This window comes from Chromobacterium sp. INPA-IVC, from assembly GCF_059047085.1.
Map to the genome: position 1 here is coordinate 398421 of NZ_JBTNLS010000005.1, position 22633 is coordinate 421053.

General features: G+C 65.5%; 22 protein-coding genes. 14 read left to right on the forward strand and 8 right to left on the reverse strand.

Annotated elements, in window-relative coordinates; translation table 11 throughout:
* Positions 1-196: 196 nt before the first annotated feature.
* Positions 197-955 (reverse strand): SDR family oxidoreductase, encoded by a 759-nt coding sequence (locus ACX17K_RS11565; protein ID WP_493774910.1) that lies wholly within the window; start codon positions 953-955, stop codon positions 197-199.
* A gap of 132 nt (positions 956-1087) precedes the next feature.
* On the opposite strand from ACX17K_RS11565, the gene ACX17K_RS11570 reads away from it, so the two are divergent.
* The 4 genes from ACX17K_RS11570 to ACX17K_RS11585 all read left to right on the forward strand — a co-directional run bounded on the left by ACX17K_RS11570 (position 1088) and on the right by ACX17K_RS11585 (position 6601).
* The gene (locus tag ACX17K_RS11570; RefSeq protein ID WP_493774911.1) at positions 1088-1993 is read left to right on the forward strand and encodes a LysR family transcriptional regulator; all 906 of its coding nucleotides are present in this window, start codon (positions 1088-1090) and stop codon (positions 1991-1993) included.
* Between the two features lie 128 nt (positions 1994-2121).
* On the forward strand, positions 2122-3315 hold the full coding sequence (gene macA / locus ACX17K_RS11575; RefSeq protein ID WP_493774912.1) for a macrolide transporter subunit MacA: 1194 nt from the start codon (positions 2122-2124) through the stop codon (positions 3313-3315).
* The gene (locus tag ACX17K_RS11580) at positions 3312-5246 is read left to right on the forward strand and encodes a MacB family efflux pump subunit (RefSeq protein WP_493774913.1); all 1935 of its coding nucleotides are present in this window, start codon (positions 3312-3314) and stop codon (positions 5244-5246) included. Before macA ends, ACX17K_RS11580 begins: the two co-directional genes overlap by 4 nt.
* A 2-nt stretch (positions 5247-5248) precedes the next feature.
* Complete coding sequence (locus ACX17K_RS11585; protein WP_493774914.1) at positions 5249-6601, forward strand: efflux transporter outer membrane subunit; 1353 nt, start codon at positions 5249-5251, stop codon at positions 6599-6601.
* Positions 6602-6643: 42 nt separating this feature from the next.
* Here ACX17K_RS11585 and ACX17K_RS11590 read toward each other — a convergent pair whose 3' ends face one another.
* Together ACX17K_RS11590 and ACX17K_RS11595 are read right to left on the reverse strand one after the other, a co-directional pair.
* Positions 6644-7138, reverse strand: a complete 495-nt coding sequence (locus ACX17K_RS11590) for a prolyl-tRNA synthetase associated domain-containing protein (RefSeq protein WP_231162593.1) — start codon at positions 7136-7138, stop codon at positions 6644-6646.
* Between the two features lie 57 nt (positions 7139-7195).
* A complete protein-coding gene (locus ACX17K_RS11595; protein ID WP_493774915.1) occupies positions 7196-7753 on the reverse strand; it encodes a TetR/AcrR family transcriptional regulator in 558 nt (185 codons plus the stop codon).
* Between the two features lie 90 nt (positions 7754-7843).
* Here ACX17K_RS11595 and ACX17K_RS11600 point away from each other — a divergent pair, with 90 nt between their 5' ends.
* The 3 genes from ACX17K_RS11600 (at position 7844) to ACX17K_RS11610 (ending at position 11265) form a co-directional block, all read left to right on the forward strand.
* The gene (locus tag ACX17K_RS11600) at positions 7844-8311 is read left to right on the forward strand and encodes a nuclear transport factor 2 family protein (RefSeq protein ID WP_493774916.1); all 468 of its coding nucleotides are present in this window, start codon (positions 7844-7846) and stop codon (positions 8309-8311) included.
* Between the two features lie 177 nt (positions 8312-8488).
* On the forward strand, positions 8489-9949 hold the full coding sequence (locus ACX17K_RS11605; protein ID WP_493774917.1) for a TldD/PmbA family protein: 1461 nt from the start codon (positions 8489-8491) through the stop codon (positions 9947-9949).
* On the forward strand, positions 9946-11265 hold the full coding sequence (locus tag ACX17K_RS11610) for a TldD/PmbA family protein (protein ID WP_493774918.1): 1320 nt from the start codon (positions 9946-9948) through the stop codon (positions 11263-11265). The genes ACX17K_RS11605 and ACX17K_RS11610 overlap by 4 nt, the downstream gene beginning before the upstream one ends.
* Here the strand turns inward: ACX17K_RS11610 and ACX17K_RS11615 are convergent.
* Complete coding sequence (locus ACX17K_RS11615) at positions 11255-11542, reverse strand: hypothetical protein (protein ID WP_493774919.1); 288 nt, start codon at positions 11540-11542, stop codon at positions 11255-11257. The genes ACX17K_RS11610 and ACX17K_RS11615 overlap by 11 nt on opposite strands.
* Before the next feature lie 93 nt (positions 11543-11635).
* Here ACX17K_RS11615 and ACX17K_RS11620 point away from each other — a divergent pair, with 93 nt between their 5' ends.
* Both ACX17K_RS11620 and ACX17K_RS11625 read left to right on the forward strand, forming a co-directional pair.
* On the forward strand, positions 11636-13090 hold the full coding sequence (locus ACX17K_RS11620; protein WP_493774920.1) for an aminoacyl-histidine dipeptidase: 1455 nt from the start codon (positions 11636-11638) through the stop codon (positions 13088-13090).
* A gap of 109 nt (positions 13091-13199) precedes the next feature.
* Positions 13200-13721 (forward strand): DUF2165 family protein, encoded by a 522-nt coding sequence (locus ACX17K_RS11625; protein ID WP_493774921.1) that lies wholly within the window; start codon positions 13200-13202, stop codon positions 13719-13721.
* Here ACX17K_RS11625 and ACX17K_RS11630 read toward each other — a convergent pair.
* From ACX17K_RS11630 to ACX17K_RS11645, 4 genes are all read right to left on the reverse strand, one after another.
* On the reverse strand, positions 13703-14290 hold the full coding sequence (locus ACX17K_RS11630) for an ion channel (protein ID WP_493774922.1): 588 nt from the start codon (positions 14288-14290) through the stop codon (positions 13703-13705). The two genes, ACX17K_RS11625 and ACX17K_RS11630, sit on opposite strands and share 19 nt — an antisense overlap.
* On the reverse strand, positions 14290-16140 hold the full coding sequence (gene dxs, locus ACX17K_RS11635) for a 1-deoxy-D-xylulose-5-phosphate synthase (protein ID WP_493774923.1): 1851 nt from the start codon (positions 16138-16140) through the stop codon (positions 14290-14292). Before dxs ends, ACX17K_RS11630 begins: the two co-directional genes overlap by 1 nt.
* A gap of 68 nt (positions 16141-16208) precedes the next feature.
* Positions 16209-17105 carry a polyprenyl synthetase family protein gene (locus tag ACX17K_RS11640; RefSeq protein WP_493774924.1) on the reverse strand — a complete coding sequence of 299 codons (897 nt, stop codon included), beginning with the start codon at positions 17103-17105 and terminating at the stop codon, positions 16209-16211.
* The gene (locus ACX17K_RS11645; RefSeq protein WP_021476069.1) at positions 17095-17328 is read right to left on the reverse strand and encodes an exodeoxyribonuclease VII small subunit; all 234 of its coding nucleotides are present in this window, start codon (positions 17326-17328) and stop codon (positions 17095-17097) included. The genes ACX17K_RS11640 and ACX17K_RS11645 overlap by 11 nt, the downstream gene beginning before the upstream one ends.
* A 152-nt stretch (positions 17329-17480) precedes the next feature.
* Here ACX17K_RS11645 and ACX17K_RS11650 point away from each other — a divergent pair, with 152 nt between their 5' ends.
* The 5 genes from ACX17K_RS11650 to ACX17K_RS11670 all read left to right on the forward strand — a co-directional run.
* Positions 17481-18317: an SDR family oxidoreductase gene (locus tag ACX17K_RS11650; RefSeq protein WP_493774925.1), complete on the forward strand. Its 837-nt coding sequence runs from the start codon at positions 17481-17483 to the stop codon at positions 18315-18317.
* A 179-nt stretch (positions 18318-18496) separates the two neighbouring features.
* Positions 18497-20293 (forward strand): ABC transporter substrate-binding protein, encoded by a 1797-nt coding sequence (locus tag ACX17K_RS11655; RefSeq protein ID WP_493774926.1) that lies wholly within the window; start codon positions 18497-18499, stop codon positions 20291-20293.
* Positions 20294-20345: 52 nt separating this feature from the next.
* Positions 20346-21287: an ABC transporter permease gene (locus ACX17K_RS11660; RefSeq protein WP_493774927.1), complete on the forward strand. Its 942-nt coding sequence runs from the start codon at positions 20346-20348 to the stop codon at positions 21285-21287.
* A gap of 13 nt (positions 21288-21300) precedes the next feature.
* Positions 21301-22356, forward strand: coding sequence for an ABC transporter permease (locus ACX17K_RS11665; protein ID WP_493774928.1), 1056 nt, complete (start codon positions 21301-21303; stop codon positions 22354-22356).
* 10 nt (positions 22357-22366) lie between these two features.
* The coding region (locus tag ACX17K_RS11670; protein WP_493774929.1) for an ATP-binding cassette domain-containing protein at positions 22367-22633 on the forward strand (267 nt) is incomplete at its 3' end.

The window sequence follows — 22633 nt, forward strand, 5'->3', positions numbered from 1 at the left end:
GCGGGGCTTTCGGAATCGGTGTGGCGATGGTGGATGCTAACTCATCCCGCGAATTATTAGCAAAGCGCGATATTTGCCAGCCGACAGGTTTTTCCGGGCGCTTGACGCAGAAAGGCGTGATGCGGAAGCGGGTCCTTTGCCCAGGCCGCATGAGTGAGAAAGCCGCCTGGCGGCGGCTTTTCTGAGCAGAGGGAGCTTAGCGGGAGACGAAGCCGCCGTTGATGAACAGGGTCTGGGCGGTGGTCCAGCGGTTTTCCGGCGAAACCAGATGCTTGACCAGCGGCACCAGGTCGGCCACTTGGCCCAGCTCGCCGTTGATGCTGGTGCGCTTCAGGTAGGCGACCGCTTCCGGCGTTTCCGCTGCGTAGAAGAACTCGGTGTCCATCGGGCCGGGGGCGACCACGTTGACGGTGACGCCGCGGTGGCCGATTTCCTTGGCCAGCGCGCGGGTGAAGTCCTCCAGCGGCGCCTTGCTGCCGGCGTAAGCGCCGTAATGGCCGGTAGTGGCGGCCAGCAGCGAGGTGCCGACGCTGACGATGCGGCCGTTGTCGCGGATGCGGCGGCCGGCTTCCTGCAGCGCGAAGAACGCGGCCTTGGCGTTCAGCGCGAAGATGGCGTCGAACTCTTCCTCGCTGACTTCGGTGATCGCTTTCTTCACCATCATGCCGGCGGTGTTGATCAGGATGTCGACGTGGCCGAAGCGGTCTTCCACCGCGTCGAACAGGCGGCGGACTTCCGCCACCTTGGTGACGTCGGCCTGGACCGCGAAGGCCTGGCCGCCGGCGGCTTGAATCGCGGCGGCGGCTTCTTCGGCGCCGGTGCGGGAGCTTGCGCTGTGGTAGTGGATGGCGACGGCGGCGCCGTCGGCGGCCAGCGCTTCGGCGAAGGCGCGGCCCATATTGCGCGATGCGCCGATGATCAGTGCGACTTGTCCTGCAAAGTTGGCTTGGCTCATGTCAGTTCTCCGTTGGGTTCGCCGCTGGCGCGGCTTGCTGTTGACGCTTTGCAGTGTATTGCTGGCATCAATCCGGATAAACGCCGCTTTATTGTTTACACTGTCCAGAAAAACGTACTAATTGGAGCGGTCATGGATAGAGTCATGGCGATGCGGGTGTTCGCCGCCGTCGTCGATTGCGGCGGCTTCACCCGGGCGGCGCAGCAGTTGCAGCTGCCGCGGGCCACGGTGTCCAGCGCGGTGCAGCAATTGGAAGCGCAGTTGGGCGCGCGGCTGCTGCACCGGACCACGCGGCGGGTGCAGTTGACGCTGGACGGCGGCACCTTCTATGAGCGCTGCCAGCAGCTATTGGCGGATTTCGATGAGCTGGAATCGCTGTTCAACCAGCAGGGCGCCAGCCCGCGCGGCAAGCTGCGGATAGACGTGCCGGGGCCGATCGGGCGGCAGGTGCTGGCACCGGCGTTGCCGGCATTCTTTGCGCAGTATCCCGACATCGAGCTGGAGCTGGGGGTGACCGACAGGCCGGTGGATTTGATCCAGGAAGGCGTCGACTGCGTGATCCGCGTTGGCGCTCTGGCCGAGTCGCGGCTGGTGGCGCGCCGGATCGGCATGCTGCCGCAGGGTAATTACGCCAGCCCGGATTATCTGGCCACTTTCGGCGCGCCGGCCTCGCCGGACGAGCTGGCTGGCCATCGCGCGGTCAACTACGCGTCGCCGTCCACCGGCAAGGTGTTCGCCTGGGAGTATCTGCAAGACGGCGAGCGGCGCGAGCTGGCGTTGAGGTCCCAGGTCAGAGTCAACCAGGTGGAAAGCTATATCGCCTGCGCGCTGGCCGGATTGGGCCTGATCCAGTTGCCGCGTTACGACGCCGAGCCGCATGTGGCGGCGGGAGCGTTGGTGGAAGTGCTGGCCGATTGGCCGCCGCCGGCTATGCCGGTATCGGTGCTGTATCCGCATCGCAGGCATCTGTCGCGGCGGGTGCAGGTGTTTGTCGAGTGGGCATCCGCGCTGCTGCGCGAGTGCTTGCGGCTGGAGTAGCGGCTTTATGAGAAGGCGCTGAACAAGGCGCGGGTGGAACTACTTTGTAACTAAATTGCCTGACAAGGTTTGCTTTTGTTAACGAATTGTTGGTGATGATGCGGTTCAGGCAATGGTTTGGCATTTTGTTGCGCCCCGCGAGCGGGTTGGCCGCTTTGTGGCGGCGCTTCCAGAGTTGGGGATTCGGCAAGCGGCCGTGGCGCAACGCCGCGGTTTTGTTGGCGGTTTTGGCTCTGGCCGGCTGGGCCGCGCACCGCTGGCTGGCGGAGGACCCGCCGCCGCCGGTGCTGACCGCCAAGGTGGAACGCGGCGAGCTGGAGGATCTGGTGCTGGCCAGCGGCGTGATCCAGGCGCTGCGGCAGGTGGATGTCGGCGCCCAGGCCAACGGCCAGCTGAAATCGCTGAAGGTGGAGGCGGGCGACAGGGTGAAGCAGGGCGAGTTGCTGGCCGAGATCGACCCGGAAGACAGCCTGAACGATTTGCGCGCCGCCGAGGCCTCGCTGGACGCGCGCGTCGCGCAGCGCCAGGCCAAGCAGGCCGCGCTGCGGCAGGCCGAGCAAGAGCTGGCGCGCCAGCGCCGCATGCATGCCGAGGGCTCCACCTCGGACAAGGACTTGCTGGCGGCCGATACCAATTATCAAGCTTTGAAAGCCGGATTGGCGGAGCTGCAGGCGCAGATCCGCCAGGACCAGTCGCAGCTGGACAGCCGGCGCACCAAGCTGGGCTATACCCGCATCCTGGCGCCGATGAGCGGCGAGGTGTTGGAGATCGTCACCCAGCAGGGCCAGACCGTGATCGCCACCCAGACGGTGCCGGTGATCCTCAAGCTGGCCGATCTGAGCAAGGTGACGGTGCGCGCCTATGTGGCCGAAGCCGACGTGATCCGCATCAAGTCCGGCCTGCCGGTGTACTTCACCGTGCTGGGCGCGCCGGATAAGCGTTACTGGGGCAAGCTGCGCGCCATCCTGCCGATGCCGGAAAAGATCAATAACGCCATGTTCTACAAGGCGCTGTTCGACGTGCCGAATCCAGAGGGCAAGCTGCGGGTGGACATGACCACCCAGGTCAGCATCGTGCTCTCCCGCGTGGATGGGGCGCTGAGCGTGCCGCTGTCGGCGCTGGGCGCGGCCGGCAAGGACGGGCGCTACGCGGTTAAGGTGAAGGGCAAGGATGGCAAGCTGGAAGAGCGGCAGGTGCGCGTCGGCCTGAAAACCTCCACCCGCGCTCAGGTGCTGGACGGTTTGAAGGCAGGCGAACAGGTGGTGACCGGCGAGCAGGCTGACAAGCCGGAAGAGGGCGGCGCCGTGATGGTGAGCGCGTGAGCGGGGCCGGCCTTCAGCTGGATGGTGTCTGGCGGCGGTTTCCGTCCGGCGAGGACGAGGTGGCGGTGCTGAAGGATGTGTCGCTGAGCATCGCGCCGGGCGAGATGGTGGCCATCGTCGGCGCGTCCGGCTCCGGCAAGTCCACGCTGATGAATATTCTGGGTTGCCTGGACCAGCCGTCGGCAGGGCGCTACCGAGTGGCCGGGCGCGATGCCGGCCGCCTGGACGGCGACCAGCTGGCCGCGCTCAGGCGCGAGCATTTCGGCTTCATCTTCCAGCGCTACCACCTGCTGCCGCATCTGTCGGCCTTGGACAATGTCGCCATGCCCGCCGTTTACGCCGGCATGGCGCTGCATGTGCGGCGCGAGCGGGCGCAGGCGCTGCTGGCGCGGCTGGGCTTGGCGGGCAAGGAGCATCATCGGCCCGGGCAGCTGTCCGGCGGCCAGCAACAGCGGGTATCCATCGCCCGCGCGCTGATGAACGGCGGCCGCATCATTCTGGCCGACGAGCCGACCGGCGCGCTGGACAGCCGCAGCGGCGAAGAGGTGATGCGCATCCTGAAGGAGCTGAACGCCGCCGGCCATACCGTGATCATCGTCACCCACGATCCGGCCATCGCCGCGCAAACCGACCGCGTGATCGAAATCCGCGACGGCGAAATCCTGCGCGACAGCGGCGCGGCGAAGCCTGTTGCCGAAGCCGGAGACGAGGAGGCGCGGGCCGATGGCGGCCCGTCCCCGCGAGAGCGAATGGCCGAGGCGTTCAAGATGGCGATGCTGGCCATGTTGTCCAACCGGCTGCGCACCGCGCTGACCATGCTGGGCATCGTCATCGGCATCACCTCGGTGGTGTCCATCATCGCCATCGGCGAGGGCGCGCGCGACTACGTGCTCAACGACATCCGCGCGATGGGCACCCAGACCATCACCGTGTTCCGCGGCAAGGACTGGGGCGACGACAAGGCCGAAGGCATCCGCACCTTCCTGCCGGGCGACATCGCCGCGCTGGCGGAGGAGGGCTACGTCGACAGCGTGACGCCGGAAACCACGCAGCCGCAGCGCATCCGCTACCGCAATGTCGACGTCAACGGCTCGGTCAGCGGCGTGGGGCCGGATTTCTTCCGCGTGCAGGGCATGAAGCTGGCCGAGGGCCAGGGTTTCAGCCGCGACGACATCCGCATGCAGCGCCAGGTGGCGCTGCTGGACAAGAATGCCCGCCGCAAGCTGTTCGGCGACGGCGAGGCGGTGGGCCGGGTGATTCTGGTGGGCACGGTGCCGGCGACGGTGATCGGCGTGGTGGCGCAGCGCGACCGCGGTTTCGGCGGCAATTCGCTGCAGCTGTGGATGCCGTATTCCACCACCGCCAGCCGCTTGTTCGGCCAGCAGCATTTCGACCGCTTCGTGATCCGGGTGAAGGACGGCCAGCCCACCAAACTGGCGGAAAAAGCCATCACCGCGCTGCTGACCCAGCGCCACGGCGGCAAGGATTTCTTTACCCACAATATGGAAGACGTGCTGAAAACGGTGGAAAGCACCAGCCGCACGCTAGCCTTGCTGCTGACGCTGATCGCGGTGATTTCATTGGTGGTGGGCGGCATCGGCGTGATGAACATCATGCTGGTCTCGGTGACCGAGCGCACCCGCGAGATCGGCATCCGGATGGCGGTGGGCGCGCGCCAGGGAGACGTGCTGCAGCAGTTCCTGACCGAAGCGGTGCTGGTTTGCCTGGTCGGCGGCGCCATCGGCGTGATGCTGTCCTATGGCATCAGCTTCGTGTTCGCGCTATTCGTCAGTTCGTGGACGATGTCGCTGTCGCCGACGGCCATCCTGCTGGCGGTGGCGTGCTCGTCGCTGATCGGCGTGCTGTTCGGCTTTTTGCCGGCGCGTAGCGCCGCCAGGCTGAACCCGATAGACGCGCTGGCGCGGGAGTGAAAATGGACAAGCACAAGAGATGGACATGGTTGGCGCTGGCTGCCTTGCTGGCCGGCTGCCAGGCCACGCCGTATCAGCGGCAGCCCTTGCGGACGCCGGCGCAATGGGCGCTGCCGGGCGAGGCGAGTCAGGATATGGATCGCGAGGCGTGGTGGGGCGGTTTCGCCGATCCGGCGTTGTTGCGGTTGCTGAGCCAGGCGCGCAGCCGCAATCCCGATCTGGAGATCGCGCTGCTGAAGTTGCGCAAGGCGCAGCTGGAGGCCGGCCTGGCCGACAGCGACGCGCGGCCGACGTTGAGCGGTTCGCTATCGGGCAACCGCAGCCGCCCTTTGGATGGCGGCGCTTGGTCGAACAGTCATAGCGCAGGCCTGAAAGTGGATTACGAGGTCGACCTGTGGGGACGGCTGGACGCCGCGCAGCGTTCGGCGGGAGAGGCTTTCGCCGCCAGCCGCTACGACCAGATCAGCGCCGGCTTGCTGTCCGACAGCGCCGCCGCCGGTTTGTATTGGGATATCGCCGCGCAGAAGGCCAGGCTGGAACTGGCCGAGGCGGCGCTGGCCGACGCGGTCCGCATGCAGGCGCTGGCGCGTTCAAGATGGAAGGCCGGCGCGCTGGCCGAGCAGGATGCGACCCAGGCGGACAGCGAAGCGTTGGCGCAGCGCGCCAGCCTGTTGAGCCAGCGGGAGGCGTTGCGCAAGAAGGAAAACGCGCTGGCGCTGCTGCTGGACGCGCCGCCGGGCGCGCGGCTGCCGGACATCCCGCCGCTGGCGGCGCAACCGCCGTTGCCAGGCATCGCCGCCGGACTGCCGGGCGACTTGCTGCGCCGCAGGCCGGATTTGCAGGCGGCCGAGGCGCGGCTGCGGGCCAAGCTGGCCGATACGGAGCAGCGCCGGGCGGACTTCTTTCCGCGTTTCAGCCTGAACGGAGACCTTAGCCGAGGCAGCGCCTCTCCGGCCGCGCAGCTGGGGCTGGGCGCGACGCTGTCCCTGCCTTTTCTCGATTGGCGGCGGCTGGATCTGAAGCTGAAATCCAGCGAGGCCGACTACCAGCTGGCGGAGGCGGAGTTCCGCAAAACGCTGTACGGCGCCTATCGCGAGGTGGAAGAGGGATTGGACGGGCGCCGACGCCTGGCCGCCAGCTCCGCTCTGCAAAGCGAGGCGCTGCGTTTGGCGGGGCGAAACGCCCAGCTTGCCCAGAGCCGCTACCGCGCTGGCGAGACCGATATGCAGTCCTGGCTGGAGGCCGCGCGCGGAGAGCGCCAGGCGAGGGAGAAACTGTTGGATTTGAATCTGGAGCGGCTGAAGAACCTGGCGGATCTGTACAAGGCCTTGGGCGGAGGCGCTTCGCCCGCTTGAGAGGCAATGGCCGGCCGCTGACCAGGCCGCCGTCAAGCCGCGCTAGTCGCGGCGCGGCACCGCGATCACGCGCGGCGCGTGGCCGGTGTGCGCCAGCAGCCGCGCCAATCCTTCCACCGGCACGCTCAGCGTGGCGGTGTTGACCAGCGGGTGGCAGAGTATCGCCTCCCGCGCCCACAGCGCGTCATCCACCACCACTTCCACCTGATGATCGCGGTCGTTGACCGCGGCCAGCAGCGTCACCGATCCCGGTTCCAGCCCCAGGTATTTCTTCAGCCGTTCAGGCGAGGCGAAGCGCAGGCCCTTGACCTCCAGCGTTTCGCCCAAGGCCTTGATATCCACGCCGGCGTTCGCCGGCACCGCCACCAGGAAGTGGCGGCGGCCCTTGGCGTCGCATAAAAACAGGTTCTTGCATTCCGCGCCCGGCAGGTCCGGGATCAGCCGGGCGGCTTCCTCGCAGGTGTAGACCGGCGGATGCTCGAAGCGTTGGTAGGGGATCCGCTGCTCGTCCAGCAAGCGGTACAGGGCATGTTCCATGCGGGCGTCTCCGGCGTTTTCGTTCCCTTCGAAACTATCACGGCCGATGTCGGCGCGTCACCCCGCCAGTTTTCCGATCAAGCTTTCCAGCGCCGCCAGCGCGGCGTCCGCCTGGCCGTCCAGCTGAGCGCGCACGATGGCGCCGTCTGCGGCCAGGGACAGCATTTCCGCCATCTCGGCCTGGCCTGGGCCTTCCGGCAGCCGCTCGGCTATCGCTTGCCGCATCTCTGCCTTGTGCCGCCGCGCTGCGTCCATCACCGCCGGCTCGGCCGGCATTTCTCCGGCGCCGTTGATGAAGGCGCAGCCGCGGAAGTCGTCCGAGGCGAACCACTCGCGCATGGCGTCCGCCAGCGCGGCCGGGCCGTCTCGGCGCGCCAGCGCGGCGCGAAACCAATCCATCCAGAGACGGTGGCGTTGCTCCAGATAGGCCTGGATCAAGTCGTTCTTGCTGGGGAAGTGGCGGTAGAAGGTGACCTTGGTGACGCCGGACTCGGCGATGAGCCGGTCTATGCCGGTGGCGCGCAGGCCTTCCTGATAGAACAGCCGATGGGCGGTGGCGAGGATGCGGTCGCGGGCGGGCAGCGCGGCGATGTCGGTGGGCGTAATCGATTTCATGAAGTGATTGTAGACAGACTTGTCTACTTTGGTCTAGACTGGTTTGTATGTAGACAGGTCTGTCTACTTTAATTTGAAAAGGAAACCGATATGGAAACCCGTCCTCCGCTGCCGCCGTTCACCCGTGAAACCGCGATCGAAAAGATCCGCCTGGCCGAAGACGGCTGGAACAGCCGCGATCCGGCGCGCGTGGCGCTGGCCTACAGCCTGGACACCCGCTGGCGCAACCGCGTCGATTTTCCGCGCGGCCGGACCGAAGCGCAGGCCATGCTGGAGCGCAAATGGAGGCGCGAGCTGGACTACCGGCTGATCAAGGAACTTTGGGCGTTTGACGGCAATCGCATTGCCGTGCGCTTCGCTTATGAATGGCGCGACGACGCCGGCCAGTGGTACCGCAGCTACGGCAACGAGAACTGGGCGTTCGGCGCCGACGGCTTGATGACCGATCGGCACGCCAGCATCAACGACATGCCGATCAGGGAGTCCGAACGCAAGTTCTTCTGGCCGCTGGGCCGGCGGCCGGACGATCATCCCGGGCTGAGCGAGCTGGGACTGTAGGGCAGGCCTGAAACGCCAGTTCCATCATGCGCGGCAGGCGGCCGCACCGCGCAAGCCGCTCCGGAGAGCGGCTTTTCTGCGTGGGGCGGATGGACAGCCAGCGGCCGAACTGATTAGTATAAATGCTGTTGACATTTCACCGAGCGGCGAGCCGCCGCCTCATCCGGAGCCTTGACCATGCTTGAAACCATCCGGCGGCGCTTTCAGGCGCTGCAGCCGCAAGCGGACTTCTGTTCGCTGCGCTACGTGGAGGAAGACAACGAGCGCCTGAGCGTGCGCCAGGGGCGGCAGCAGCCGCTCGTGCGCCGGCACGACCGCGGCGCGATGATCACGGTGCTCGATGGCGGCGGCTACGGCTATGCGGCCACCGCCGATTTGAGCGAAGCCGGGCTGCGCGCGGCTTTCGAACGCGCCCGGAATTGGGCGCGCGCCACGGCGGGACGGGGCGTGTTCGATTATCGGCAAATCCAGCTGCCCAATCCGCAAGGCCGTTACCAGGGACCGGGATGCGGCGGCGATACGGAGTGGCCGCGCGCCGCGCTGCTGGACCTGTTGCTCAGCGAGTCGGCGGCGGCCAAAGGCGGCGACGACCGGGTGGTGGATTGGTCGGCCAGCCTGTGGCGGCAGGATATCCGCCAGTTGTACCTGACCTCAACCGGCGGCGAGACCGAGCAGCGCATGCGCGCGTTGACGCCGTCGCTGGCGGTGACGGCGTTCGACAAGGGCCGGGTGCAGACCCGCAGCCTGGGCGGGCAGTACGGCGGCCTGGGCCGCCAAGGCGGGTTGGAGCTGATCGCCGAGGCGGGTTTGCGCGGCGCCGGACGCCGCGTCGCCGACGAGGCTTTGCAGCTGCTGGCCGCGCCCAACTGCCCGAGCGGCAAGATGGATCTGCTGCTGATGCCTGAGCAGATGATGCTGCAGATCCATGAAAGCATCGGCCATCCGCTGGAGCTGGACCGCATTCTGGGCGACGAGCGCAATTACGCCGGCACCAGCTTCGTCACGCCGGACATGTTCGGCAGCTACCGCTACGGCTCGGACTTGCTCAATGTCACTTTCGATCCGCTACAGCGCAACGAGCTGGCCAGCTACGGTTGGGACGACGACGGCAAAACGGCGGAGAAGGTGTGGCTGATTCGCGATGGCGTGCTGGAGCGGCCGCTGGGCGGCGATATCTCGTCCGCCCGCGCCAGATTGAACGGCTTCGCGCTGGACGGCGTGGCCAACAGCCGCGCCTGCAACTGGAACCGCGCGCCGATAGACCGCATGGCCAATCTCAACGTTGAGCCCGGCGACAAATCGTTCGAGCAACTGGTGGCGGGAATCGAGCGCGGCGTGTTGATGCAGACCAACGTCAGCTGGTCCATCGACGACTCGCGCAACAAGTTCCAGTTCGGCTGCGAATGGGGCCAGTTGATTGAAAACGGCGAGCTGAAGGGCGTGGTGCGCAATCCAAACTACCGCGGCGTTTCCGCCAGCTTCTGGCGTTCGCTGAAGGCGGTGGGCGATGCGAGCACCTTCACGGTGATGGGCACGCCGTATTGCGGCAAAGGCGAACCGAACCAGGTGGTGAGGGTGGGGCACGCCTCGCCGGCCTGCGTGTTCGGCGAGGTGGACGTTTTCGGAGGAGCGGCATGATGCGCGCGCATTTGCAAAGACTGGCGGCGGCGCTGAGCGGGCTGCTGCGCGAGGAAGAGGGATTCACGTTGTGGCTGGAGGCGGAGCGCACCGATTTCGTCCGTTTCAACCATGGCAAGGTGCGTCAGGCCGGCGGGGTGGAGCAGGCTTATCTGGATCTGAGGCTGATCCGCGGCAAGCGCCAGGTCACGCAACAGCTGTCGCTGTGCGGTGGCGATGACGACCTGGCCTTGCTGGAGGCCTCGCTGCCGGCGCTGCGCGAGGCGCTGGAGCAGGTGGAGGACGATCCTTTCCTGCTGTTGAGCGAGCAGCCCAGCAGCACCGAAAGGATCGCCCCCGGCGCGTTGCCGCCGGCGGAAGCGATGGTGGCCGACATTCTCGCCGCCGCGGAAGAGTTGGATCTGGTGGGCATCCTGGCCTGCGGCGACATCCATTTCGGCTTCGCCAACCATCTGGGCCAGTTCAACTGGCAGCAGGGCGAAAGCTGGAACTTCGACTGGAGCCTGTATTCGCATGGCGACAAGGCGGTGAAGCGCAGCCAGGCCGGCAGCGTCTGGGATGCCGGCGAGATCCGGCGCGGCATCGCCGAGGCCGCCGAGCAACTGGCCTTGCTGAAGCTGCCGTTGAAAACGCTGGAGCCGGGCGAGTATCGCGCCTATTTCACGCCCACCGCTTTGGGCGGCCTGCTGTCCATGCTGAACTGGGGCGGCTTATCGGAAAAAGAGGCGCGGGCCAAGCGCAGCCCCTTGCTGAAGCTGGTCGACGGCGAGGCGAAGCTGTCGCCGCGGGTCAGCCTGGCTGAAGCGGCCGGGGAAGGGCTGTCGCCGCTGTTTCAGGCGGAGGGATTCATCCGGCCGGAGCGGGTGGAGCTGATCGCCGGAGGCGCGCACCAAAACAGCCTGATCGGCCCGCGCAGCGCGCGGGAGTTCGGCCTGGAACCGAATGCGGGAGCCGACGAGTACGCGGAGTCGATGCAGCTGGCCGCAGGCGAGCTGCCGCGCGGCGAAGCCTTGAAGGCGCTGGGCACCGGCGTCTATCTGTCCAATCTGTGGTACCTGAACTTCTCCGACCGCGCCGCCTGCCGCATCACCGGCATGACGCGTTTCGCCTGCTTCTGGGTGGAGGAGGGAAAGATAGTCGCGCCCCTGGGGGTCATGCGTTTCGACGATAGCCTGTACAGCCTGCTGGGCGAGCAACTGGAAGCCTTGACCGCTGAGCGCGAGCTGCTGGTGGACGCCGGCAGCTATGGCGGCCGGGCCACGCAGAGCAAGCTGCTGCCCGGCGCGCTGGTCAAGTCATTGCGCTTCAGCTTGTAAGAGCGGTTGCCGGGGCGAGGCGAAGGACTGTTTTGCCCTGGCGGTTTTTGCAGACTGCAATGTATGCGGTTTTTACATGCATGATGCGTTTGGCATGGCGGCGTGGCAATGCAATATGCTCAATACCCGCTATGTTTAGCCAAGAAAAACCGCAAGAGCGCATGCGCGGATGGCATGCTTTCTCTTCATCGCGCATGGTGTAGAATGATCCCATCGCGAACCACCAGACATGGCCGGCAAAACGCTGAGCGCCGGGCGCGGCATGTCGATGTGGCATCTATATTTCCAGCCTTCGCCGGATGGCGGATGTTGTATCCGGCGGCGCGGCCAAACGTGGGCCGCGCCGCGACACCGAATCAAGGAATGCGTTGTGACTGATATCGCCAAGCTCGAACCGACCGCCGTCTGGGAACATTTCCAAACCCTGTGCGACATTCCGCGCCCGTCCAAGCACGAGGAGCAGGTGCGCGACTACATGAAAGGCTGGGCGGAGCTGCGCGGCCTGGAAACCGTGGTCGACAAGGTCGGCAACCTGATCATCCGCAAGCCGGCCACGCCGGGCTATGAAGACCGCGCCGGCGTGGTGCTGCAGGGCCACCTGGACATGGTTTGCCAGGCCAATAGCGGCACCGAGCACGACTTTTTCAAGGACCCGATCCGCCCAGTGCTGAAGGACGGCTGGCTGATCGCCGAAAACACCACGCTGGGCGCCGACAACGGCATCGGCGTGGCGCTGGGCATGGCGGTGCTGTCCGGCGACGACGTCGCCCACGGCCCGGTGGAAGTGCTGCTGACGCTGGACGAAGAGGCCGGCATGGGCGGCGCGCTGGGCCTGGAAACCGGCCTGCTGAATGGTCAATACCTGATCAATATCGATACCGAAGAGTGGGGCGAGTTCTACATGGGCTGCGCCGGCGGCGTCGACGTCAACGTCACCCGCGAATACGCGGTCGAGCCGGTTCCGGCCGGCTACCAAGTCGCCAGCCTGACCATCAAGGGATTGAAAGGCGGCCACTCCGGCGCCGACATCCACCTGGGCCGCGGCAACGCCAACAAGATCCTGATCCGCCTGGTCCGCGAGCTGGAAACCGAAACGCAGCTGCGCCTGGCCTCCTTGCAGGGCGGCACCGCCCGCAACGCGCTGTCGCGCGAGGCTTTCGCCGTCGTCGCCTATCCGGCCGCCGACGCCGCCAAGGTGGCGGCCAAGCTGGACGCGTTCCAGGCGCTGATGCGCTTCGAGCTGGCCGGCGTCGACGAAGGCGTGGCCGTGCTGTCCGAGGCGGCCTCCGCCGCCGGCGTGCTGGCGGTCGCCGATCAGAACGCCATCCTGTCCGCGCTGCATGCCGCGCCGCACGGCGTCAAGCGTATGAGCCAGCGTGTCGAGGGCGTGGTGGAAACCTCGAACAACCTGGGCGTGGTGCACGTGGTCGACGGCAAGGTGTTCGCCAACTTGATGGTGCGCTCCCTGCTGGATTCCGGCACCTGGATGCTGGCGCGCGAAGTGGAAAGCCTGTTCAAGCTTGCCGCGTTCAAGGTGGAGATGGAGGGCGGCTATCCGGGCTGGGCGCCGAATCCGGGCTCCAAGCTGTTGGCGTTGTTCAAGGATGTCTACCGCAAGGAATTCGGCGGCGAGGCCGAAGTGCAGGTGATCCACGCCGGCCTGGAGTGCGGCATCCTGGGCTCCAAGTACCCGAATCTGGACATGGTGTCTTTCGGCCCGAACATCCGCGGCGCGCACGCGCCGGGCGAGCGCGTGGAGGTGGAATCGGTCGGCAAGGCCTGGCAGCTGCTGCAGGCGGTGCTGAAGGCGATTCCTGCGCGTTGAGCGTTTTTCTCGCAATGAAAAAACGGTCTGGCTTTGCCAGGCCGTTTTTTATATCGGCCGCCGGCCGATCATGGCATGCTGCGGGTTTGACAAAATGCTGGAGAAATCCGTGAAAAAAGCACAATTGAGCATCCATCTGCGCATCCAGTATCTGTGCAAGGCCGCGCTGGCCTTGTCGATCGGCGTGTTTGGCCTGCTGGTGGCGAGCGGGAACATCATCGATTACGACTCCAACTGGCAGTTCGTCCGCCGCGTGCTGGCGATGGACGCGCTGGAGCCGTGGTTCAACGGCGCGGCGCTGGAGGGCCGGGCGGTGCGCGATCCGTTCGGGCAGCAGCTGGCCTACTTCGCCATCATCGCCGGCGAAATGATTTGCGGACTGCTATGCGCGGCGGGCGGTATCGGCATGCTGCGCGCGGCGGCGGGCCGCGACGGCCTGGCTTGGGGGAAAAGCCTGTTCACGCTGGGCGCGCTGGTCGCCGTGCTGGTCTGGTATTTCGGCTTCGCGGTGGTGGGCGGCGAGTATTTCGCGATGTGGGCCAGCAAGTGGAACGGCCAGATGAAGGCCTACGCCTTCGTCGGCTTCATTCTGCTCAGCCTGGTTTACATCCGTCAGCGCGAAGAGGCCTGATCGCCGGCGCTCCGCGGCCCCTGGCCGGAGAAATGGCGGCCGAAGCCTATGATCACCAGCGCGCTGGTGAAGATGATCTGTAGGTCGGCCAGCAATCGCACCGGCCAGTAGGTGGGGTACATGTCGCCGTAACCGACGGTGGCCGCGGTGGCGATGGACAGGTGGAAGCAGTCCAGAAACAGCAGGGCGGCCTTGCCGTAGAAATCGGGCAGAGGGCCGCCCTGGCGGTCGTACAGCGGCGTCATGCCGTGGAAGGCGCTGCCGCCGCTCAGCAGCAACGCGAACAGGTAGTAAACGACGGCGAATTGCAGCACCAGGCCGATGTAGAGGCCGATGAGGTCGCCCAGCTGGCGTTGGCGGGGCCGCCGCAGGATGTGGCGGCCGGTGCGCCACAGCGGCCAGAAAAACACCGCCCACGCCAGCCATTGCTCGCCCTGGCGCGGCAGCAGGGAGTGCAGATCCGCGCCGCGCCACAATAGCGTGAACAGCGCGGCGCAAACCAGCGACAGCGCCGTTTCCGCGTGCAGTTGCAGCCGGGTTTCCAGGCTGGGTAGCGGCAGCGAGGCCATCAACCGGCCAGGCGCTGGCGGATGCTCTTCTCGATGCCGGCGGCGTCCAGCCCGCACAGCGACAGCAGCAGCGCCGGATCGCCGTGCTCGACGTAATCGTCCGGCAGGCCCAGTTGCAGCACGGGAGTCGCCACGCGCATGGCTTGCAGCGCTTCGACGCAGGCCGAGCCGGCGCCGCCCATCACCACGTTTTCCTCGACGGTGACGATCAGCTCGTGGGTTTGCGCCAGTTCGCGGATCAGTTCGGCGTCCAGCGGCTTGACGAAGCGCATGTCGGCGACGGTGGCGTCCAGCTGCTCGGCGGCGGCGAGGGCGGGGTGCACCATGCTGCCGAAGGCCAGGATGGCGATCTTCTTGCCTTGGCGGCGGACCACGCCCTTGCCGATCGGCAGCGCCTCCATCTGCTGCTGGATCTCCACGCCGGGGCCGGTGCCGCGCGGGTAGCGGACGGCGGCCGGGGTGTCGAGCTGGAAGGCGGTGTACAGCAGCTGGCGGCACTCGTTTTCGTCGGACGGCGCCATCACCGTCATATTGGGGATGCAGCGCAGGTAGCTGAGATCGAAGGCGCCGGCATGGGTCGGGCCGTCGGCGCCGACCAGGCCGGCGCGGTCCAGCGCGAACATCACCGGCAGGTTTTGCAGCGCCACGTCGTGGATCAGCTGGTCATAGCCGCGCTGCAGGAAGGTGGAGTAGATCGCCACCACCGGCTTCAGGCCGTCGCAGGCCATGCCGCCGGCGAAGGTGACCGCGTGCTGTTCGGCGATCGCCACGTCGTAGTAGCGGTCCGGGTGTTCCTTCTCGAAACGCACCATGCCGGAGCCTTCGCGCATCGCCGGCGTGATGCCGACCAGACGCTTGTCCAGCTTGGCCATGTCGCACAGCCAGTCGCCGAACACCTGGGTGTACTGCGGCTTGCCGCCGCCGCTCTTGCCGCCGGCGAGGCCGTTGGCCGGATCGAACTTGGTGACGCCGTGGTATTTGACCGGGTCGTTTTCGGCCAGCTTGTAGCCCTGGCCCTTCTTGGTGACGATGTGCAGGAACTGCGGGCCCTTCAGGCTGCGGATGTTCTTCAGCGTGTCCACCAGCACATCCACATCGTGGCCGTCGATCGGGCCGATGTAGTTGAAGCCGAACTCCTCGAACAGGGTGCCCGGCGTGAAGAAGCCCTTGACGTGCTCCTCCACCTTGCTGGCGATCTCCTTCAGCGGCGGGGCGATGCCCAGCACTTTGCTGGAGCCTTCGCGCATCGCGGCGTAGAAGCGGCCGGACATCAGCTTGGCCAGGTAGTTGTTCAGCGCGCCGACGTTGGGCGAGATCGACATGTCGTTGTCGTTCAGGACCACCAGCAGATCGGTGTCCATCGCGCCGGCGTTGTTCAGCGCCTCGAAAGCCTGTCCGGCGGTCATCGCGCCGTCGCCGATGATGGCTACGCTCTTGCGGTCTATGCCCAGTGTCTTGGCTGCCACCGCCATGCCCAGCGCCGCGCCGATCGAGGTGGACGAGTGGCCGACGCCGAAGGTGTCGTACTCGGATTCCTCGCGCTTGGGGAAGCCGGCCAGGCCGTCGTGCTGGCGCATGGTATGCATGCGCTCGCGGCGGCCGGTCAGGATCTTGTGCGGATAGGTTTGGTGGCCGACGTCCCAGACCAGGCGGTCGTTCGGGGTGTCGAACACGTAGTGCAGGGCGATGGTCAGCTCGATGCTGCCCAGATTGGACGCGAAGTGGCCGCCGGTCTTGCTGACCGACTCCACCAGGAATTCGCGCAATTCGCCCGCCAGCTGCGGCAGCTGGGCTCGGGTCAGCTGCCGCAGGTCGGCGGGGCTGTTTATGTTTTCAAGCAGCGGATACATTGTTGTGATTCTGCAGTGAGGTGGCTCGCCGGGCGGTGGTCCGTCCTGATGGTTTCTCCACGAGCGGTTCAAAACGAGCGGGCGACGATGTAGTCGGCCAGTTGTTTCAGGCGGTCCGCCTGCGGGCCGAAACCCTGCAGCGCGGCGAAAGCCTGGTCGTGCAAATCCTTCGCCATCCGCTTGGCCTCGGCGAGACCCAGCAGGCTGACATAAGTGGGCTTGTCGTTGGCGGCGTCCTTGCCGGCGGTCTTGCCCAGCGTGGCGGTGTCCGCCTCGCAATCCAGAATGTCGTCCACCACCTGGAAGGCCAGGCCGATGCGTTTGGCGAAGGCGTCCAGCGCCTCTTTCTCCGAGTTGGACAGCTCGCGGCCCGCCATCGATCCCGCCAGAACCGAAGCGCGGATCAGCGCGCCGGTTTTCAGCATGTGCATGAATTCCAGCTCAGGCAGCGTCAGCGGCAGGCCGACGCTGGCCAGGTCTATCGCCTGGCCGCCCGCCATGCCGGCGTGGCCGGCGGCGTGGGCCAGCGTGCGGACCATTTCCAGCTGGCTGGCCGGGGCGATGCCGGGCATCGGCTGGGAGAGCAGCTCGAAGGCGCGGGTTTGCAGCGCGTCGCCGACCAGCAGCGCGGTGGCGTCGTCATAGGCGATGTGACAGGTGGGCTTGCCGCGGCGCAGCACGTCGTTGTCCATGCAGGGCATGTCGTCGTGCACCAGCGAATAGGCGTGGACCATTTCCAGCGCCGCGCCGACGCGGGCCAGATTGTCGCGCTCCGCCCCGACCAGCTCGCCGGCGGCGAACACCAGCAGCGGGCGCACGCGCTTGCCGCCTTCCAGCGTCGCGTAGCGCATCGCCTCATGCAGGCGCTGCGGCGCGCAACTGGCGGCCGGCAGCAGCTTTTCCAGCGCCTGCTCCATGTATTGCTGGATGGAGGTCATCCAGCCGATGAAGGTTTCATTGGCCATTGGGCAGATCCAGCGCCTTCAGTTCGTTGTTTTCCAGGATTTTCAGCTGCTGTTCCGCGTCGGCGAGCTTGCCCTGGCAGAACTTGATCAATTCGGTGCCTTGCTTGTAGGAAGCAAGGGCTGTTTCCAGCGGCATGTCGCCGCTGTCCATCGCCTGGATGATGTCCTCCAGCTGGCCCAGCGCGGTTTCGAAGCTGGCCGGCGCTTTTGCGGCTTTTGCCATGGCGGAGTTCCTCGTGCGTGTCAGGCCGACATTCTAGTCCAATTCCGATGAAAAACGACAGTGCTCCGGCCCGATGTTCGTCAGATGGGGCGGTTTCGGCGCGGCGGCGAATGGTGTAGGGTGGCGGCTCCCTTTCTTTCCCGAGGCCCGACATGTCCGAATCCGCCCGCACCATCCTGATCACCGGCTGCTCCAGCGGCATCGGCTATCACACAGCCAAGTGGTTTCGCGAGAAAGGCTGGCGGGTGTTCGCCAGCTGCCGCAAACAGGAAGATGTGGAGCGGCTGCGCGCGGAAGGCTTCGAAAGCCTGCGGCTGGACGTGGACGACGCCGGCTCGATCCGCACGGCGCTGGACGAGGTGCTGGCGCGGACCGGCGGCACGCTGGACGCCTTGTTCAACAACGCGGGCTTCGGCCAGCCAGGCGCGGTGGAAGACATTTCGCGGCAGGCGATGCGCGAGCAGTTCGAGACCAATCTGTTCGGCCCTTGGGAGCTGACCAACGCGGTGATGGCGGTGATGCGCGAGCAAGGCCATGGCCGCATCGTCTACAACAGCTCCATTCTCGGTTTCGCCGCGATGCGCTGGCGCGGCGCCTACAACGCCAGCAAATTCGCGATGGAGGGCTTGTGCGACACCTTGCGCCACGAGCTGCGCGGCACCGGCATCCACGTGGCGCTGGTGGAGCCGGGTCCGATCGAAAGCCGCTTCCGTCCCAACGCGCTGGCGCGTTTCTTGAAGAATGTAGACATCGACGGCAGCGTGCATCGCGACAATTATCAGCAGCAACTGGAAAGGCTGAAAAAAGAAGGCCATGCCGCGCCGTTCACGCTGCCGGCCAGCGCGGTGGCGGAGTCGGTATGGCAGGCCGTCACCAGCCGCCGGCCCCGCGCCCGCTACCGGGTGACCTTCCCCACCAAACTGTTCTGGTTCCTGCGGCGTTTCCTGCCGCAGCGCTGGTATGACGGCGCTTGCCGGAGCGTGGCGTGAGGCATCTAAGTCCTTAATTGAATTTTCCTGATGCCATCTTGATATTTTTTTGTTGATCCGCGTAGCGAATTGGCTTTACATTCATTCGCGCTTGTCATGGCTGCGGCAGTTGGCGATGGCGGGCGCAAAGAATAAAGCGGGCCGGGAAGGCCCCGCGCTACGAAGGAGAACAATTCAAGATGACGCACCTGAAATGGCTGCCCATGCTGGTACTGGGCGGCTCGCTCGCGCTGTCCGCTCACGCAGCCGACCCCAATAAAGTGCTGAGGATATCGTTTCCGGTGCCGGAAACCGGCTTCGACCCAGGCAAGGTGAATGATGTGTATTCGATCGGCGTGATCGAGAACATTTTCGAGCCGTTGCTGAAATACGATTATCTGGCCCGGCCGCTGAAAATGAAGCCCAACACCGCGGCGGCGATGCCGGAGATTTCGGCTGACGGCCGCGTGTACACGATACGAATCCAGCCAGGCATCTATTTTGCCGATGATCCCGTGTTCAAGGGCAAGAAGCGCGAGCTGACCGCCGAGGACTACGCTTACTCCTTCAAGCGCTTCGCCGATCCCGTCGTCAACTCGCCGGTCTCCAACATGATGACCGACTGGGTGCTGGGCCTGGCGGAGGCCGGCAAGCGCGCGAGCAAGACCGGCAAGTTCGATTACGCGGCGCCGATTCCAGGCATCCAGGTGTTGGACCGCTACACCTTGCGGCTGACGCTGACCAAGACCAACTTCATTTTCCAGTACACGTTGGCGGCCAAGCAGTTCGGCGCGGTGGCGCGCGAGGCGATCGAGGCGTACAGCAAGGACACCATGTCCCATCCTGTCGGCACCGGTCCCTTCATGCTGAAAGAGTGGAAGCAGGGCAGCAAGATCGTGCTGGTGGCGAATCCGGGCTACCGCAAGATGGTGTTCGACGGCGAACCGGGCGCCGATCCGCAGGATCAGGCCATCGCCAGGGAAATGGCTGGCAAGACCCTGCCGGCGGTCGGCAGGGTGGAGATCCGCGTGATCGAGGAGGACCAGCCGCGCTGGCTGTCATTCCTGAACAAGCAACTGGATGTGGTCGCGGTGCCCAAGGCCGCGATGAAGACGGCGCTGCACGTGACGGACAACGATCCCTTCCAGACCTCGTTGAACCCGGTTCTGGCGAAGCGGGGCATCAAGCTGTCGCATGTGCTGAACCTGGATGTGACCTACGCCTATTTCAACATGCTTGACCCGGTTGTCGGCGGGTATGGCAAGGACAAGATCGCGCTGCGCCGCGCGATCGCGCTGGCTTATCCGCTGAAGCAGGAGGTGGTTCCTCTCCTCTACGGCAATCAGGCGGTGCCGATGCAGGGCGCGGTCTCGACCGGCATGGCGGGCTCCAGCCCGGGCTTCCGGGGCGAAGTCAAGTACGACCCCGCGCTGGGCAACGCTCTGCTTGACCAGTTCGGCTACAAGATAGGGCCTGACGGCTACCGCACGCTGCCCAATGGCAAGCCGCTGCAGATTACCCAGGCGACCCAGGCCTCGGCGTTGGACAAGCAGTTCAACCAGATCTGGCAGAAGACATTCGACAGCCTCAAGATCCGGGTGAATTTCACGGTGGCCAAGTGGAACGAGAACCTGAAGAGCGCCTATGGCCACAAGCTGCAGATGTGGAGTCTGGGCGGGTCGGCTTCGATGCCGGACGGCGACGACACCATGGTTGAACTGTGGACCGACAGCATCGCCAGCGGCAGCAATTTGTCCGCCTTCAGCCGTCCCAAGTTCGACCAGTTGTTTGAGGCATCGCGCCTGATGCCAAACGGACCGGAGCGCGAAGCCAAGTTCGAACAGATGAACCGGGTGGTGGCAGCCTATCAGCCCTATGTTTTGGGCGTGACCCGCTTCACCAACTCTCTGGCCCATGGCTATGTGCTCGGCTACAAGCCCCACCCGATTTACACGGTCGGCGGCTTCTGGCGCTACGTCGACGTCAACCGGCACTGAGTCCCACCTAGTTCGTTTCCGCCGGACTGACCGGACGGAGCAAGGAAAAATCATGTTCGCATTCATCGTTCGCCGGCTCTGGCAGATGATCCCCACCATGCTGGGCGTCATGCTGTTGGTGTTCGTGCTGTTCAACTGGGTGGGCGGCGACCCCACCTTCATCCTGGAAGGCAAGCGCCTGACGCCGGAGATGCTGGCCAATATCCGCGTGCAGCTGGGCCTGGACAAGAGTCTGCCGGAGCAGTTTCTGCTGTTCGTCAAACAAGTGTTCACTTATGACTTCGGCAACTCGTGGGCCACGCAGCAGTCGGTTTCCGGCACGCTGGCCAATCGCGTCGGCCCGTCGCTGACGCTGGCCGGCAGCCTGCTGGTTCTGGAGTTGCTGACCGCGCTGCCCATCGCCGTCGCCGTCGCCTATTTTCGCGGCACGCTGACCGACCGCCTGGTCACCATGATCTGCACGGTGGCGATGTCGGTAAGCTCTTTGGTCTACATCATCGTCGGCCAATACCAGCTTGCTTTCGCGATGGATCTGTTTCCGGTGATGGGCTGGGACGACAGCAGCCTGGCCACCAATCTGCTGATCTACCTGCCGCTGCCGCTGATCCTGGGCATCCTGGTGGCGCTGGCGCCCAGCGTGCGTTTCTACCGCAGTTTCGTGGTGGAAGAGCTGAACCACGACTACGTGCGCACCGCGCGCGCCAAGGGGCTGTCCGAATCGCGCGTGCTGTTCAAGCACGTGTTGCGCAACGCGCTGATCCCAGTCGTCACCAACATCACCATGTCCCTGCCTTTCCTGATGCTGGGCTCGATGCTGCTGGAGCGCTTCTTCGGCATTCCCGGCATGGGCAATGAGCTGCTGAACGCCGTCGACAAGAGCGACTTCCCGGTGATCAAGGCGATCACCATCACCATCGCCGCCGCGGCCATGGTGTTCAACCTGCTGGCGGATGTTCTGTACAAGTGGATCGATCCGCGCGTCCAGCTGAAGTAAGGGGAGAGAGACGATGACGACATTGCAGAATACCGCCGGCGCCGCGCCGGCCGCCGCCCCGTCCCGCAGCCTGTGGGAGTTGGGTTGGCAACGCTTGAAGCGCGACCGCATCGGTTTCGCGTGCCTGTGGATCGTGACCGGCTTCATGCTGCTGGCCTTGTGCAGCTGGGTGGGACTGATCGGACGCGGCTGGAATGCCGAGGTGGCGGTGTCCTACGCGCCGCCCACCTTCCTGTATCAACAGGCGCACAACGCTGCCCAGGCATCGGGCGCGAAAAAAGCCGAGACGGTCACGGGCACGGGCCTGCGCCCTGAGGAAGACCCGATCTGGGCGGAAACCCAGTCGGCGATGAAAAACCGCGACAAGTACGTGGTGCCTGAGGTGAAGAAGGCGGAGTCGCTGACGTTCGGCGCGGATATCCGCGGCCGCGACATCCTGGACAAGGTGGTCAAGGGCACATCCACTTCGCTGTTCGTCGGCTTTTTCGGCGCCTTGCTGTCGGTGGTGATCGGCGCGTCGCTGGGCGCTTGCGCCGGTTTCCTCGGCCGCAAGATCGACGATTTTCTGATGTGGTTCTACAACGTGTTCACCGCGATGCCGGACATGCTGCTGCTGCTGGCTTTTGCCGCGGTGGCCGGCCGCGGCCTGGGCACGGTGATCCTGGTGCTGTCGCTGACCAGCTGGCCTGGCACTTTCCGCCTGGTGCGCGCCGAGTTCATCAAGCTGCGCTCGCGCGAATTCGTGCAGGCTGCCGACGCCATCGGCGCCAGCAGCGCGCGCCGGATGTTCGTCCACATCCTGCCCAATGTCTCCCATTTGCTGCTGGTGCAGTTTTCCTTGCTGATGGTGGGTCTGATCAAATACGAGGTGATCCTGTCCTTCCTTGGTTTCGGCGTAGATGTGCGCCAGGTGAGCTGGGGCTCGATGCTGTCCGAAGTGCCGGAAGAACTGATGCAGGGCTACTGGTGGCAACTGGCGATGGTGGTGGTGTTCATGTCGCTGCTGGTGACCGCCTTCAGCATGCTGACCGATTCCCTGCGCGACGCGCTGGACCCGAAGGTAAAGTGAGGATCACACCATGAGCAACAACAAGACTTTGCTGTCGGTCCGCAACCTGCGGGTGAGCTTCCGCCAGGAGGATGGCGGCCGCTTCGAGGCGCTGAAGGGCGTGAGTTTCGACATTCCGGCGCACCGCACGGTGGCGCTGGTGGGGGAATCGGGCTCCGGCAAATCGGTGACGTCGATGGCGATCATGCAGCTGCTGCCGCCGCAATCGAGCGAGATCGATCCGGCGTCGGAGCTGCGCTTCAACGGGCGCGACCTGCTGAAGCTGAGCGCGGCGGAG

What these genes read in the sequence shown, in the direction of transcription:
- ACX17K_RS11565 (WP_493774910.1), bottom strand. Translation starts at nt 955, where the DNA reads ATGAGCCAAGCCAACTTTGCAGGACAAGTCGCACTGATCATCGGCGCA.
- ACX17K_RS11600 (WP_493774916.1), top strand. Translation starts at nt 7,844, where the DNA reads ATGGAAACCCGTCCTCCGCTGCCGCCGTTCACCCGTGAAACCGCGATC.
- ACX17K_RS11665 (WP_493774928.1), top strand. Translation starts at nt 21,301, where the DNA reads ATGACGACATTGCAGAATACCGCCGGCGCCGCGCCGGCCGCCGCCCCG.
- ACX17K_RS11640 (WP_493774924.1), bottom strand. Translation starts at nt 17,105, where the DNA reads ATGGCCAATGAAACCTTCATCGGCTGGATGACCTCCATCCAGCAATAC.
- ACX17K_RS11595 (WP_493774915.1), bottom strand. Translation starts at nt 7,753, where the DNA reads ATGAAATCGATTACGCCCACCGACATCGCCGCGCTGCCCGCCCGCGAC.
- ACX17K_RS11570 (WP_493774911.1), top strand. Translation starts at nt 1,088, where the DNA reads ATGGATAGAGTCATGGCGATGCGGGTGTTCGCCGCCGTCGTCGATTGC.
- ACX17K_RS11645 (WP_021476069.1), bottom strand. Translation starts at nt 17,328, where the DNA reads ATGGCAAAAGCCGCAAAAGCGCCGGCCAGCTTCGAAACCGCGCTGGGC.
- ACX17K_RS11605 (WP_493774917.1), top strand. Translation starts at nt 8,489, where the DNA reads ATGCTTGAAACCATCCGGCGGCGCTTTCAGGCGCTGCAGCCGCAAGCG.
- ACX17K_RS11660 (WP_493774927.1), top strand. Translation starts at nt 20,346, where the DNA reads ATGTTCGCATTCATCGTTCGCCGGCTCTGGCAGATGATCCCCACCATG.
- ACX17K_RS11615 (WP_493774919.1), bottom strand. Translation starts at nt 11,542, where the DNA reads ATGCCACATCGACATGCCGCGCCCGGCGCTCAGCGTTTTGCCGGCCAT.
- ACX17K_RS11630 (WP_493774922.1), bottom strand. Translation starts at nt 14,290, where the DNA reads ATGGCCTCGCTGCCGCTACCCAGCCTGGAAACCCGGCTGCAACTGCAC.
- ACX17K_RS11585 (WP_493774914.1), top strand. Translation starts at nt 5,249, where the DNA reads ATGGACAAGCACAAGAGATGGACATGGTTGGCGCTGGCTGCCTTGCTG.
- ACX17K_RS11650 (WP_493774925.1), top strand. Translation starts at nt 17,481, where the DNA reads ATGTCCGAATCCGCCCGCACCATCCTGATCACCGGCTGCTCCAGCGGC.
- ACX17K_RS11590 (WP_231162593.1), bottom strand. Translation starts at nt 7,138, where the DNA reads ATGGAACATGCCCTGTACCGCTTGCTGGACGAGCAGCGGATCCCCTAC.
- dxs (WP_493774923.1), bottom strand. Translation starts at nt 16,140, where the DNA reads ATGTATCCGCTGCTTGAAAACATAAACAGCCCCGCCGACCTGCGGCAG.
- ACX17K_RS11655 (WP_493774926.1), top strand. Translation starts at nt 18,497, where the DNA reads ATGACGCACCTGAAATGGCTGCCCATGCTGGTACTGGGCGGCTCGCTC.
- ACX17K_RS11610 (WP_493774918.1), top strand. Translation starts at nt 9,946, where the DNA reads ATGATGCGCGCGCATTTGCAAAGACTGGCGGCGGCGCTGAGCGGGCTG.